The 13,634-nt window shown below is 71.7% G+C and carries 8 protein-coding genes; 6 read left to right on the plus strand and 2 right to left on the minus strand.

The genetic code is table 11. From position 1 onward, the window contains the following. Window positions 1-2,520, plus strand: coding sequence for an ATP-dependent helicase HrpB (gene hrpB, locus OHS57_RS09720; RefSeq protein WP_328585030.1), 2,520 nt, complete (start codon window positions 1-3; stop codon window positions 2,518-2,520). A 127-nt stretch (window positions 2,521-2,647) separates the two neighbouring features. On the opposite strand, the gene OHS57_RS09725 is transcribed toward hrpB, so the two are convergent. Together OHS57_RS09725 and polA are read right to left on the minus strand one after the other, a co-directional pair. Further along, window positions 2,648-4,357, minus strand: coding sequence for a lytic transglycosylase domain-containing protein (locus tag OHS57_RS09725; RefSeq protein ID WP_328581656.1), 1,710 nt, complete (start codon window positions 4,355-4,357; stop codon window positions 2,648-2,650). A 159-nt stretch (window positions 4,358-4,516) separates the two neighbouring features. Next, window positions 4,517-7,228 (minus strand): DNA polymerase I, encoded by a 2,712-nt coding sequence (gene polA / locus OHS57_RS09730; RefSeq protein WP_328581657.1) that lies wholly within the window; start codon window positions 7,226-7,228, stop codon window positions 4,517-4,519. A 117-nt stretch (window positions 7,229-7,345) separates the two neighbouring features. On the opposite strand from polA, the gene OHS57_RS09735 reads away from it, so the two are divergent. From OHS57_RS09735 to OHS57_RS09755, 5 genes are all read left to right on the plus strand, one after another. Continuing rightward, entirely contained in the window at window positions 7,346-9,667 is a 2,322-nt protein-coding gene (locus tag OHS57_RS09735) for an FdhF/YdeP family oxidoreductase (RefSeq protein WP_328581658.1), read from the plus strand. Between the two features lie 67 nt (window positions 9,668-9,734). Beyond that, the gene (locus OHS57_RS09740) at window positions 9,735-10,199 is read left to right on the plus strand and encodes a hotdog fold thioesterase (protein WP_041990842.1); all 465 of its coding nucleotides are present in this window, start codon (window positions 9,735-9,737) and stop codon (window positions 10,197-10,199) included. 180 nt (window positions 10,200-10,379) lie between these two features. Beyond that, window positions 10,380-10,985, plus strand: coding sequence for a hypothetical protein (locus OHS57_RS09745; RefSeq protein ID WP_052457143.1), 606 nt, complete (start codon window positions 10,380-10,382; stop codon window positions 10,983-10,985). Between the two features lie 288 nt (window positions 10,986-11,273). After that, window positions 11,274-12,509 carry a branched-chain amino acid ABC transporter substrate-binding protein gene (locus OHS57_RS09750; protein ID WP_328581659.1) on the plus strand — a complete coding sequence of 412 codons (1,236 nt, stop codon included), beginning with the start codon at window positions 11,274-11,276 and terminating at the stop codon, window positions 12,507-12,509. 194 nt (window positions 12,510-12,703) lie between these two features. Next, the gene (locus tag OHS57_RS09755; RefSeq protein ID WP_041990838.1) at window positions 12,704-13,633 is read left to right on the plus strand and encodes a branched-chain amino acid ABC transporter permease; all 930 of its coding nucleotides are present in this window, start codon (window positions 12,704-12,706) and stop codon (window positions 13,631-13,633) included. Window position 13,634: the final 1 nt, after the last annotated feature.

Genomic DNA, 13,634 nt, shown 5'->3' on the forward strand with positions numbered 1-13,634 from the left:
GTGATCCGCGCCGAGGCACTGGCCGCGCTGCCGGTACGCGAGGCGCTGCCCGCGCTGGCGCGGGCCTTGGCCGGTCCCGGCTGCGCCGTGCTGTGCGCACCGCCGGGCACGGGCAAGACGACGCTGGTGCCGCTGGTGCTCGCGGGGCTGCTGACCGGTGAGCTGCGCGCGGGCGAAGGGCCGGTCCGGCGCGTCGTCGTCGCCGAGCCCCGGCGGATCGCGGCACGGGCCGCCGCCCGGCGGATGGCCTGGCTGCTCGGCGAACAGGTGGGCGACCGGGTCGGTTTCACGGTGCGCGGCGAACGGCTGGTGGGTCCCCGCACGGTGGTCGAGGTCGTCACGACGGGGGTGCTGCTGCAGCGGCTCCAGCGCGACCAGGAGCTGACCGGCGTCGATGTGGTGATCATCGACGAGTGCCACGAGCGGCATCTGGACGCGGACACCGTCGCCGCCTTCCTGCTGGACGTACGCGCGACGCTCCGCCCCGAGCTGCGGCTGGTGGCGGCGTCGGCGACGACCGACGCCGCGGGCTGGGCCCGGCTGCTGGGGGACGCGCCGGTGGTCGAGGCGCGCGGCGTGTCGTACCCGGTCGAGGTGGTGTGGGCGCCGCCGGCCGCGCCCGTACGGCCGCCGCACGGGATGCGGGTGGACCCGGCGCTGCTGACGCATGTGGCGTCGGTGGTGCGCGGGGCGCTCGCCGAACGGACGGGTGACGTGCTGTGTTTCCTGCCGGGGGTCGGTGAGATCGGCCGGGTGGCGGGCCAGTTGGGCGGGATCGACGCCGAGGTGCTCCAGGTGCACGGGCGGGCACCGGCGGCCGTGCAGGACGCGGTGCTCGCCGGGTCGTCGGACCGGCGCAGGGTCGTGCTGGCCACGGCGGTCGCCGAGTCGAGCCTGACGGTGCCGGGGGTACGGGTCGTCGTGGACGCGGGCCTGGCGCGCGAGCCGCGCACGGACCACGCGCGCGGGCTGAGCGCGCTGACGACGGTACGGGTGTCGCAGGCGGGCGCCCGGCAGCGGGCGGGCCGGGCGGGACGCGAGGCGCCGGGCAGTGTCTACCGGTGCTGGACGGAGGCGGAGGACGGCCGGCTCGTGCGCTTCCCCTCCCCCGAGATCAAGGTCGCCGATCTGGCGGCCTTCGCGTTGCAGGCGGCCTGCTGGGGCGATCCGGACGCCTCGGGGCTCGCCCTGCTCGACGCGCCGCCGGCCGGGGCGCTGGCCGCCGCCCGCGCCGTGCTGGCCACGATCGGCGCGGTGGACGCGGCGGGCCGGGTGACGGAGCGCGGCGGGCGGATGGCCGGGCTCGGGGTGCATCCCCGGCTGGCGCGGGCCCTGGTCGACGGGGCGCGCGAGGTCGGCGCGCGGCGGGCGGCCGAGGTGGTGGCGCTGCTGAGCGAGGAGCCGCCGCGCTCGTACGGGGACGATCTGGCGGCGGCCTGGCGGCAGGCGCGCGCGGGCGGCGACGCGTACGGCGCGCGCTGGCGCCAGGAGGCGCGGCGGCTGGCCTCGGCGGCGGGCAAGGCGGGCCCGGCGGGCGGTGGTCCGGTCACCGACGACGCGGCCGCGGGTCTGGTGGTGGCGCTGGCGTTTCCCGAACGGGTGGCGCGGGCGCGGGCGGAGGGCACCTATCTGATGGTGTCCGGCACCGGCGGCGAGGTCGGTGAAGGGTCGCGGCTGCGGGGTGCGCCGTGGCTGGCGGTCGCGGTGGCCGACCGGCCTGCCACGGCGGCGGCGGCGCGGATCCGGCTGGCCGCCGTCATCGACGAGGCCACGGCGCTCGCGGTGGCGGGACGGCTGCGTACGGCGGGCGAGGAGGTGCGCTGGGAGGACGGTGACGTGGTCGCCCGGCGGGTGGAGCGGCTGGGCGCCGTCGAGCTGTCCGTACGGCCGTTGAAGAAGCCCGGCGCCGAACTGGTGCGCGGGGCGCTGCTGGACGGGCTGCGGCGGGACGGGCTCGGGCTGCTGCGCTGGACCCGGGACACCCGCGGGCTGCGGGAGCGGCTGGGGTTCCTGCACCGCGCGCTCGGCGGCAACTGGCCGGACGTGTCGGACCAGGCGCTGCTGGAGCGGGCGGGCGAGTGGCTGGAGCCCGAGCTGTCCCGGGCGCGGCGCCGTACGGATCTGGGCGGGATCGAGGCGGGGCAGGCGCTGCGGCGGCTGCTGCCGTGGTCGACGGGTGAGGCGTCCCGGCTCGACGAGCTGGCGCCGGAGCGTATCGAGGTGCCGAGCGGGTCGCGGGTGCGGGTGGAGTACGGCGGTGAGCAGCCCGTACTGGCCGTGAAATTGCAGGAGTTGTTCGGCTGGCGGGAGACTCCGCTGCTCGCGGGGGTGCCGGTGCTGGTGCATCTGCTGTCCCCGGCCGGCCGGCCCGCCGCGGTGACGGCGGATCTGGCGTCGTTCTGGCAGGAGGGGTACCGGGCGGTGCGGGCGGAGCTGCGGGGCCGCTATCCGCGTCATCCGTGGCCGGAGGACCCGTCGACGGCCGAGCCGACGCGCCGGCTCAACAGCCGCCGTACCTAGGGCCTCTCGTACGGATCGTGCCGGGCTCGCGTGGGCCGGACGACAGACCCTGGGCGCGGCGGTATACGGACAGCCCCCGGCCGGTTCGTCCCGGCCGGGGGCTGTCCGTATACCGCTTCGCGGGGTGCTACTTGGGCGCCTCGACCGTGAGGTGGACGGTCAGGACGGCGCCGCCCGCCGCTTCGATCCGGAGGTCGAAGGTGCCGGCGGTGTCGTCTGCGTAGATCTTCGGCAGCTGGAGCTTGCCGTCGGCGTCGGTCTTGAGGCCGTCCAGGGCGCGGACCGGCTTACCGGCCTCGTCCTTGAAGTACGGCCCCGAGTCGGCGGTCACCATGCTGACCTTGACGGCCGTGCCGGCGACAGCCGCGCCCTTGACGGTGGCCTTGACCGTGACGGGGTTGGCGAACTCCGCGCCGGGCGCCGCGGTCAGGGCCGCGTCGTCGGTCCTGGCGACGGTGTCGGCCTGGCGGGCGGTGACCGTCGCCGCGTACTGGACGGCGGCGACCCCGCCGGTCTTCACGCTGGCCTTGACGGTGAAGCTGCCGGCCTTCTCGCCCGCGCGGACGGCCGGCGCGGTGGCCGTGCCGTCCTTGCCTGTGGTGACGACGATCTTGGCCGGAGTGCCCTCGAAGTGCGCGTCGGTGTCGCCGACGATCTCGAACTGCACCGCCGTACCCGCGACGGGCTTGCCCGCGTCGGTTTCCGCCTTGACCGTGGCCCGGCCGGCGAACAGGCTTCCGGCGACCGCCGACAGGCCGTCACCGCCGGCCTTCTCCAGATGGCCGACCACGGGCTGCGCGGGGGGTGTGGTCGGGCCGCCGGGGCTGCCGCCGTCGCCGGGCGGGGTGGTGGTACCGTCGCCGGGCGGGGTGGTCGGCGGCGTGGTCGGTGAACCCGAACCGCCGGGCGGCTTGGGGGTGCCGGGCTTGTGCGGCTTGGACGGCGGGTGCGTCGCGTCCACGCTGGGGCTGGTGCTCGGCGATGTGCTGGGGCTGGTCGAGGGCTCGGGGTTGAGCGGGCCGTTGCCGGAGGGCAGTACGCCACTGCCGTCCGGGACCTCGTGGGTGCCGTTGCGGTAGAACTCCAGCCACGACAGGACCGTGTTGAGGTACTCCTGCGAGTGGTTGTAGCTGAGGATCGCCGCGTTCCGCTCGCTGTCGATGGACAGGTCGCGGTCGCCCGCACAGAGGTAGAGGCCCGCGGCGAGCGCCGCGTCGAACACGTTGTTGGGGTCCTTGGCGCCGTCGCCGTTGGCGTCGCGGCCCCAGGTGGCCCAGGTGGAGGGGATGAACTGCATCGGGCCGACGGCGCGGTCATGGACGCTGTCGCCGTCGTACTGTCCGCCGTCGGTGTCCGGGATGTTGGCGAAGCCCGCGCCGTTGAGCACCGGGCCGAGGATCGGCGCGTTGGTGGTGCCCTGCGCGTTGACCTGACCGCCGCGTGCCTGCCCCGACTCGACCTTGCCTATGGCGGCGAGCAGCTGCCAGGGGAGGCGGCACTGCGGCTTGCTCTCCTTGAGGGTCGCTTCCGCCTGCCGGTACGCGGCGAGGACCGAGGCGGGGATACCCGCTTCCGCCGGTCCCTGGGCGCCCGGCTTGCCTATCGAACTGCCCGGCTTGTTCGGCGTGTTCAGCGGAGGCAGCTCCGTGTAGTACTGGGAGCCGCCGGTGACCGTGTCCGCGGCGGGTGGGGTCACATCGGCCGTCGTCCCGCCGTCCGGTCTGGGGGCGGGGGTAGCGCCAGGGGCTTGTGATGCGGCCAGGGCCGCGATAGCGGCCGCGGCCACGGCTGTGCTGGTCGCCCCTCTGCGCAGTCGGCGGCCGAATAGCGCTGCCATACGTCTGGCCCTCCCGTGAAACGGACGTTCGCGCTCCCCGCGCGTGGACTCAGGCGACTCTACGTCAACTCCCGGCCCCAGCACATCGGTCCGTGACCGGTTTTCACCAGTTCGCCACCTGCGGTTGGGCCGCAGGTGGCCGGGGCCCCGAGTCCGCCGTCAGTGCGCCGCCGACTCCCAGTCCGCGCCGACGCCCACCGAGACGTCGAGCGGCGCGCGCAGTTCGACGGCGGCCAGCATCTCGCGGCGCAGCAGTTCCTCCACGGCCGCGCGCTCGCCGGGGGCGATCTCCAGCACGATTTCGTCGTGGACCTGGAGGAGCATCCGGGAGGTGAGCCCCGACTGGCGCAGCGCGGTGTCGACATGGAGCATCGCGACCTTGACGATGTCGGCGGCCGTGCCCTGGATGGGGGCGTTGAGCGCCATCCGCTCGGCCGCCTCGCGGCGCTGTCGGTTGTCGCTGTTGAGGTCGGGCAGGTAGCGGCGGCGTCCGAGCATCGTCTCCGTGTAGCCGGTGGCCCTGGCCTCGACGACGGCGCGCTGGAGGTAGTCACGCACCCCGCCGAACCGTTCGAAGAAGGTCTCCATCAGACCGCGTGCCTCGGCGGCCTCGATGTTGAGCTGCTGGGAGAGGCCGAAGGCGGACAGACCGTAGGCGAGGCCGTACGACATCGCCTTGATCTTGCGCCGCATCTCGGGGTCGACGGCGGCCCGCTCCACGCCGAACACCTGGGAGGCGACGGTGGTGTGCAGGTCCTCGCCCGAGGTGAAGGCCTCGATCAGCCCGGCGTCCTCGGACAGATGCGCCATCACGCGCAGCTCGATCTGGCTGTAGTCGGCCGTCATCAGCGACTCGTAGCCCTCGCCGACGACGAAGCCGCGGCGGATGGCCCGGCCCTCGTCGGTACGCACCGGCACGTTCTGCAGATTGGGGTCGGTGGACGAGAGACGTCCGGTGGCGGCCACGGTCTGGCTGAAGGTGGTGTGGATCCGGCCGTCGGCGCCGATCGACTTGATCAGCCCCTCGACGGTGACCCGCAGCTTCGCCTGCTCGCGGTGGCGCAGCATGATGACGGGCAGCTCGTGCTCGGTCTGCGCGGCGAGCCAGGCCAGCGCGTCCGCGTCCGTCGTGTAACCGGTCTTGGTCTTCTTCGTCTTGGGCAGGCCCAGCTCGGCGAAGAGGACTTCCTGGAGCTGCTTGGGCGAGCCGAGGTTGAACTCTCGGCCCACCGTGGCATGTGCCTCCTTGACCGCCTGCTGCACGGCGCCTGCGAACTGCTGCTCCATGGCTTCGAGATGGGCGCGGTCGGCGGCGATGCCGTGCCGCTCCAGGCGGGCCAGCATGATCGAGGTGGGCAGCTCGATGTCGTCGAGCAGCTCGGCGGCGCCGACCTCGGCGAGCCGTCCGGTGAAGGCGTCGCCCAGGTCGAGGACGGCGCGGGCCTGGGTCATGAGCGCCTGCGCCTCGGCCTGCTCGTCCGTGCCGAAGGCGAGCTGTCCGTCGGCCGCGGCGGCGGGGGCGAGTTCCCGGCCGAGGTATTCGACGGCGAGGGCGTCCAGCGCGAAGGAGCGGCGGCCCGGCTTGACGAGATAGGCGGCGAGGGCGGTGTCCATCGTGACGCCGTCGATCCGCCAGCCGTGCTCGGGGGCGACCCGCATGACGGCCTTCGCGTTGTGCATGACCTTCGGGCGCTCCGCGTCGGCGAGCCAGCCGGCGAACGCCTGTTCGTCGGCCTCGTCGAGCTGGGTGGTGTCGAACCAGGCGGCGGCGCCGCCCGCGGCGGCCAGCGCGATTTCGCTGATGCTGCCCGTGCCCAGCGCCCAGGTGTCGACGGTGGCGACACCGAGGGGCTGCGCGCCGTGCTCGGCGAGCCAGGGGGCGAGTTCACCCGTGGCGAGGACGGCGCCGTCCAGCTCGACACCGGCCTCGGGCGGCGGGGGCGCGTCCTCGACGGCGCCGGGGTCGACCGCGAGCAGCCGCTCCCGCAGGCTGGGGTTGCGGATCTCCAGGACCTCCAGCACCCCGGCGACCGCCGTGCGGTCGTAGGGGGCGCGCTCCAGCTCCACCGCGCTCTTGGGCAGCGGCACGTCGCGCACCATCTCGGTGAGCCGGCGGTTGAGCTTGACCGACTCCAGATGGTCGCGGAAGTTCTGCCCGGCCTTGCCCTTGACCTCGTCGGCGCGCGCGATCAGCTCGTCGAAGGACCCGAACTGGTTGATCCACTTGGCGGCCGTCTTCTCGCCGACCCCGGGGATGCCCGGGAGGTTGTCGGACGGGTCGCCGCGCAGGGCGGCGAAGTCCGGATACTGCGCGGGCGTCAGTCCGTACTTCTCCTGGACCTTCGCCGGGGTGAAACGGGTCAGCTCGGAGACGCCCTTGGTGGGGTAGAGCACCGTGGTGTGCTCACTGACGAGCTGGAAGGAGTCCCGGTCGCCCGAGACGATCAGTACGTCGAACCCGGCGGCCTCTGCCTGGGTGACGAGGGTGGCGATGATGTCGTCGGCCTCGAAGCCGTCCACGGCGAACCGGACGGCGCCCATCGCGTCGAGCAGCTCTCCGATCAGCTCGACCTGTCCCTTAAACTCGTCGGGAGTCGTGGAACGGTTGGCCTTGTACTCCGGGAACTCCTCGGAACGCCAGGTCTTGCGGGACACGTCGAAGGCCACGGCGAAATGCGTGGGCGCCTCGTCGCGCAGCGTGTTCGCCAGCATCGACGCGAAGCCGTAGATGGCGTTGGTCGGCTGGCCGGTCGCGGTGGTGAAGTTCTCCGCGGGCAGCGCGAAGAACGCCCGGTACGCCAGGGAGTGCCCGTCCATGAGGAGCAGGCGAGGACGGATGTCTGCGGTCTTCTTCGATGCTGTCTCAGCCACGCACCCGATCCTGCCACGCCCCACTGACAATCCCGACCGGCCCGTCCCGCCGACCGGCCCGGGGACCGCCGTGGCAAGGTTGGATACCGTACACGGTCGACCAACGAGGAGAGCGTGATGGCCACCAAACCGCCCGCGGACGATCCCGCCCAGGACGACCCGCGGGTCTCGCCGCCCAAGCACGCGGCGGCCGGCATCCCCGCCGTCGCGCACAGCCTGCAGATCGCCCAGCGGCAGATGGGGGTCCGGCGCACGGCACGGACGCTGCTCAAGGTCAACCAGAAGGACGGCTTCGACTGCCCCGGCTGCGCCTGGCCCGAGGGTGACCACCGGCACATCGCCGAGTTCTGCGAGAACGGCGCGAAGGCCGTCGCCGAGGAGGCGACGCTGCGCCGGGTCACCCCCGACTTCTTCGCCGCCCACCCGCTGGCCGACCTGTTCACCCGTAGCGGTTACTGGCTGGGGCAGCAGGGCCGGATCACCGAACCCGTCCTGCTGGAGCGCGGCGCGGCCCCGGACGGCGAGGACCGCTACGAACCGGTCAGCTGGGAGCGTGCCTTCGCGATCATCGCCGAGGAGCTGGCCGCGCTCGACTCGCCCGACGAGGCGCTGTTCTACACGTCGGGCCGCACCAGCAACGAGGCGGCCTTCCTGCTCCAGCTGTTCGCCCGCGAGTTCGGCACGAACAACCTGCCCGACTGCTCCAACATGTGCCACGAGTCGTCCGGCTCGGCGCTCTCCGAGACGATCGGCGTCGGCAAGGGCAGCGTCTCCCTCGAAGACATCCACCAGGCCGACCTGATCATCGTCGCGGGCCAGAACCCGGGCACGAACCATCCCCGGATGCTCTCGGCGCTGGAGAAGGCCAAATCGGCGGGCGCCAAGATCATCTCGGTCAACCCGCTGCCCGAGGCGGGGCTCGAACGGTTCAAGAACCCGCAGACCCCGCAGGGCATGCTCAAGGGCGCCGCGCTCAACGACCTGTTCCTGCAGATCAGGATCGGCGGCGACCAGGCGCTCTTCCGGCTGCTCAACAAGCTGATCATCGGCACCCCCGGCGCCGTCGACACCGCGTTCGTCGAGGAACACACCCACGGCTACGCCGAGTTCGCAGCGGCGGCCGAGGAGGCCGACTGGGCCGACACTCTGACGGCGACCGGGCTCGAACGCGCGGACATCGAACGGGCCCTCGACATGGTCCTCGCCTCGCAACGCACCATCGTCTGCTGGGCGATGGGTCTCACCCAGCACAAGCACGCCGTGCCGACCATCCGCGAGGTCGTCAACTTCCTGCTGCTGCGCGGCAACATCGGCCGTCCCGGCGCCGGTGTGTGCCCGGTGCGCGGCCACTCCAACGTGCAGGGCGACCGCACGATGGGCATCTTCGAACGGCCGGCGCCGGCCTTCCTCGACGCCCTCGACCGTGAGTTCCGCATCACCTCGCCCCGGCACCACGGCTACGACGTCGTCCGCTCCATCGAGGCGCTGCGCGACGGCAAGGCCAAGGTCTTCTTCGCGATGGGCGGCAACTTCGTCGCGGCGACGCCCGACACCCACGTCACCGAAGCGGCGATGCGCAACGCGCGGCTCACCGTGCAGGTCTCCACCAAACTCAACCGCTCGCACGCGGTCACCGGCCGGCGGGCCCTGATCCTGCCGACCCTCGGCCGCACCGACAAGGACGTCCAGGCGGGCGGCCGGCAGGTCGTCACCGTCGAGGACTCCATGGGCATGGTCCACGCCTCACGCGGCAACCTCCCGCCGGCCGGCCCCCACTTGCTCTCCGAGCCCGCCATCGTCGCGCGGATGGCCCGCGCCGTGCTCGGCCCGGCGTCCACCACCCCCTGGGAGGACTTCGAGAAGGACTACGCGACCATCCGCGACCGCATCGCCCGCGTCGTCCCCGGCTTCGAGGACTTCAACGCGCGCGTCGCGCACCCCGGCGGCTTCCAGCTGCCGCACGCCCCGCGCGACGAACGCCGCTTCCCGACCGCGACCGGCAAGGCCAACTTCACGGCAGCGCCGGTCGAGCACCCCGAACTGCCGCAGGGGCGGCTGCTGTTGCAGACCATCCGCTCCCACGATCAGTACAACACCACGATCTACGGCCTCGACGACCGCTACCGGGGCATCAAGGGCGGCCGCCGCGTCGTCCTCGTCAACCCCGACGACGCGGCCGAACTCGGCCTCGCGGACGGCGCGTACACCGACCTGGTCAGCGAATGGCGCGACGGCGTCGAACGCCGCGCCGCCGGCTTCCGCGTCGTCCACTACCCCACCGCGCGCGGCTGCGCCGCCGCGTACTACCCCGAGACGAACGTCCTGGTCCCGCTCGGCTCCACCGCCGACACCAGCAACACCCCCGTCAGCAAATCCGTCGTCGTGCGCTTCGAGCAGCCGGGTTCCGGCGAGCGGGCCGGTCAGCGGGACGCTCCCTAAGCGTCCGCTCAGCCATCTGGTTAAGTGAGACCCGCACACGCCCCACCGACGATCGGAGCCGAGCCCCATGGGTGACCAGTCCGCCATCAAACTGCCCCAGGACATCATCGACGAGTACGCGGCGCTCGGCACCGACCTCCCCGCGCTCTTCTCCGCCGGGCACCTCGGCGAGCGCATGGGCGTCGAGATCGTCGAGGCCACCGCCGAGCGCGTCGTCGGCACCATGCCCGTCGAAGGCAACACCCAGCCGTACGGGCTGCTGCACGGCGGCGCTTCCGCCGTCCTGGCCGAAACCCTCGGCTCCGTCGGGGCGATGCTGCACGGGCGCAGCGGCAAGGTCGCCGTCGGCGTCGACCTCAACTGCACGCACCACCGCGGCGTACGTGGCGGCACCGTCACCGGCATCGCCACCCCCGTTCACCTCGGCCGCTCGACCGCGACCTACGAAATCGTCATCACCGACGAACACGACAAGCGCGTGTGCACCGCGCGCCTCACCTGTCTGCTGCGCGACGCGGGTCCGCGGAGCTGACTCAGGGCCGGGCCGCCCCCGCGGCGCCGGGGCGGCAACAACCGTCCCGGCGCAACCGGTTGTGTCACCGAAGGTGACGACCTAGCTTTCCCCCATGGGGACCACGCCGCACGCCTCGGACCGACCCGTCACCGGCGCACAGCGCCCGGTTCGCCGCCCGTACCGGCCGGGGCCTGCCCGATGAACGCCATCGGCCCCGTCGAATCCGCGTCCGACGCGCAACTCCCCCTCCCCGTCCGGCCACAGGCCGGTGACATCCTCGACGCCGAACCGCCGCTCCCGCCCGCGACCCGGTGGCGCCGCGTCCTGCTCGTCACCGGCTGCGCACTCGTCGTCGTACTCGCCGTCGCCAACACGCTGACCCGACAGCCCCGGTCAGCCGTCACACCAGCGCCGCTGCCCGGGGACGCCACCCGGATCAGCTACGCGGGACCCGTCGGCGCGCCCGACCCGGGCAGCCACACCTTCAGCCTGCGGGTCACCGTCACCACGGCGGCCGGACCACCCCTCACCGTCGAGGAGATGCAGCAGCCCTTCACCGCGCTGACCACCACCACGCTGCCCGAAACCCCGTTCACGCTGACCGAACACCACAGCCGCCGGATCACGTTGCGGATCAGGGTCGACGACTGCGCGGGCACACCGGCCGGATTCGAACTGCCTTTCCTGGATGTAACACTCCGTAACAAGCGTGCAATACAGAAACAGACCTTCGTGCTGAGCCGCACCTACGCCGCCGACGTCTCGGCCGCCATCCGGACCATCTGCCGGCCGTCAGTACCATGATCGCGTCAAGCCCCTTAGCGGAACTGCGGGTTCTCAGCATGTGAACACAAACCGGCTGTGCGGAAACTCCCGGTCTGCCCCCATGGAGCCCGGCTGCCCGCCGTCGGGGCATAACAAGACAGTCACATCCTGACCTTCATCGGTTCCCCACTCCCCCGCCTCGCTTAGAGTCACGCCCAGTCACCGCGCCGCCGGGCGCGTCCACAGCACGACCCAGCACCGCCAGTACGGCCCGGCGAGACACACGGCGCCTCAGCAGAGGCCGCCGCGCCAGGGAGAGGATTCATCGTGCGACAGCGTTCGTTGCTCATACTCACCACCGTGCTCACCACCGGAGCACTCACACTCACGGCCTGCGGATCGCGCGACGACGACAGCGACTCCAGCGGCGGCGACAGCGGCAAGAACGTCACCGTGGTCATCGGCGTCGACGCGCCGCTCACCGGACAGAACTCCGCGACCGGCCTCGGCCTGCAGTACGGCGCCCAGATAGCCGCCGACGACGCCAACAAGAACAAGTCCGTCCCCGGCGTCACCTTCAAGATCAAGGCCCTCGACGACAAGGCCCTGCCGGCCTCCGGCCAGCAGAACGCCAGCGCCCTGGTGGCCGAGAAGGAAGTCCTCGGCGTCGTCGGCCCGCTCAACTCCGGTGTGGCCACCTCGATGCAGAAGACCTTCGCGAACGCCAACCTCGTCGAGATCTCCCCCGCCAACACGGCGCCCGAGCTCACGCAGGGCAAGGACTGGCAGACCGGCACGAAGAAGCGCGACTACAAGACGTACTTCCGCACCGCCACGACCGACGCCCTGCAGGGTGGCTTCGCCGCCCAGTACGCCTTCAAGGACCTCAAGAAGAAGAGCGTCTACGTCGTCGACGACCAGCAGACCTACGGCGCCGGCCTCGCGAAGCTCTTCAAGGAGGGCTTCGTCAAGCAAGGCGGCAAGGTCGCGGGCCAGGACCACGTCAACACCGGTGACAAGGACTTCTCCACCCTCGTCACCAAGATCAAGAACTCCAAGGCCGACCTGGTCTACTACGGCGGTCAGTACGACGAGTCGCAGATCCTCACCAAGCAGCTCAAGGACGCGGGCGCCAAGATCCCGCTCTTCGGCGGCGACGGCATGTTCTCCGACACGTACATCAAGACGGCAGGCGCGGCCGCCGAGGGCGACCTCGCCACCTCCGTCGGTGTCCCGCTGGACACCCTGCCCGCCGCCAAGGCCTTCATCGCCGAGTACAAGGCGAAGAAGTACCCCGGTGACTACGGCACCTACGGTGGTTACTCCTACGACGCCGCGACCGCCATCATCAAGGCCGTCGGCAACGTCGTGAAGGACGGGAAGATCCCGGACGACGCGCGTGAGCAGGTCGTCGCCGAGGTCCAGAAGTCCAACTTCTCGGGCATCGCAGGACCCGTCTCGTTCGACCAGTACGGCGACACCACCAACAAGCAGCTCACCGTCTACCAGGTCACCAAGGGTGCCTGGAAGGCCGTCAACAGCGGCACCTACGACGCCGGCTGAGCCGACAGCGCCGAGCCGACAGTGAGCTGAACCCGCACACGGAGCCCGGCACCACACCTCATGTGATGGTGCCGGGCTCCGGCCGGTAGCACCCCGCAGGGAACAGCCCACGCACCACCAAGGACAGCGCCGCCACAGCGAGCCGTCCCCACCACCCCGCGCACACTCCCCACCACCCACATGGAGGCCATGCGGTGAACACCCTGCCGCAGCAGCTGGCCAACGGGCTGTTCCTCGGCTCGATGTACGGGCTGATCGCCATCGGTTACACGATGGTGTACGGCATCGTCCAGCTCATCAACTTCGCCCACGGCGAGATATTCATGACCGGCGGCTTCGGAGCCCTCACGGTCTATCTCGTCCTGCCAGACGGCATATCCATGTGGATAGCCCTCCCTCTGATGCTGATAGGCGGCGCGCTCGTCGCCGTGCTCATCGCCGTCGGAGCGGAACGATTCGCCTACCGGCCCCTACGCGGCGCGCCACGCCTCGCGCCACTCATCACCGCCATCGGCCTCTCGCTCGCGCTCCAGCAGATCGTCTTCAACCTGTACCCGGACGCCAAGAGCGCCCGGCCGTTCCCCCAGCTGGGCTTCGGGCCCTACCACCTCGGCTCGGTGGACATCCAGGGCGGCGACATCTTCCTGCTGGCCGCCGCTGTCGTCTCCATGGCGGCGCTCGCCTACTTCATGCGCACCTCACGGACCGGGCGTGCCATGCAGGCCACCGCGCAGGACCCCGACACCGCGCAGCTGATGGGTATCGACACCAACCGCATCATCGTCATCGCCTTCGCCATCGGCGGCCTCTTCGCCGCCGTCGCCGGCGTCGCGTACGGCGTCAAGTACGGCCAGATCGACTACTCCATGGGCTTCCAGGCCGGGCTCAAAGCCTTCACCGCCGCCGTGCTCGGCGGGATCGGCAACATCTACGGAGCCATGCTCGGCGGCCTCGTCCTCGGCCTCGCCGAAGCCATGGCCACCGCGTACATCTCCGACATCCCCGGCATGGAACAGTTCGGCGGCCAGAGCTGGGCGTCCGTCTGGGCCTTCATCCTCCTCATCCTCGTACTGCTGTTCAGGCCACAAGGCCTACTCGGCGAACGTGTCGCGGACAGGGCGTGAG

Origin of the sequence: Streptomyces sp. NBC_00370 (assembly GCF_036084755.1) — a bacterium.
Classification (GTDB): domain Bacteria; phylum Actinomycetota; class Actinomycetes; order Streptomycetales; family Streptomycetaceae; genus Streptomyces.

Coding starts and splice junctions, on each gene's coding strand:
- OHS57_RS09725 (WP_328581656.1), bottom strand. CDS start 4,357: ATGGCAGCGCTATTCGGCCGCCGACTGCGCAGAGGGGCGACCAGCACA.
- OHS57_RS09735 (WP_328581658.1), top strand. CDS start 7,346: ATGGCCACCAAACCGCCCGCGGACGATCCCGCCCAGGACGACCCGCGG.
- OHS57_RS09740 (WP_041990842.1), top strand. CDS start 9,735: ATGGGTGACCAGTCCGCCATCAAACTGCCCCAGGACATCATCGACGAG.
- OHS57_RS09745 (WP_052457143.1), top strand. CDS start 10,380: ATGAACGCCATCGGCCCCGTCGAATCCGCGTCCGACGCGCAACTCCCC.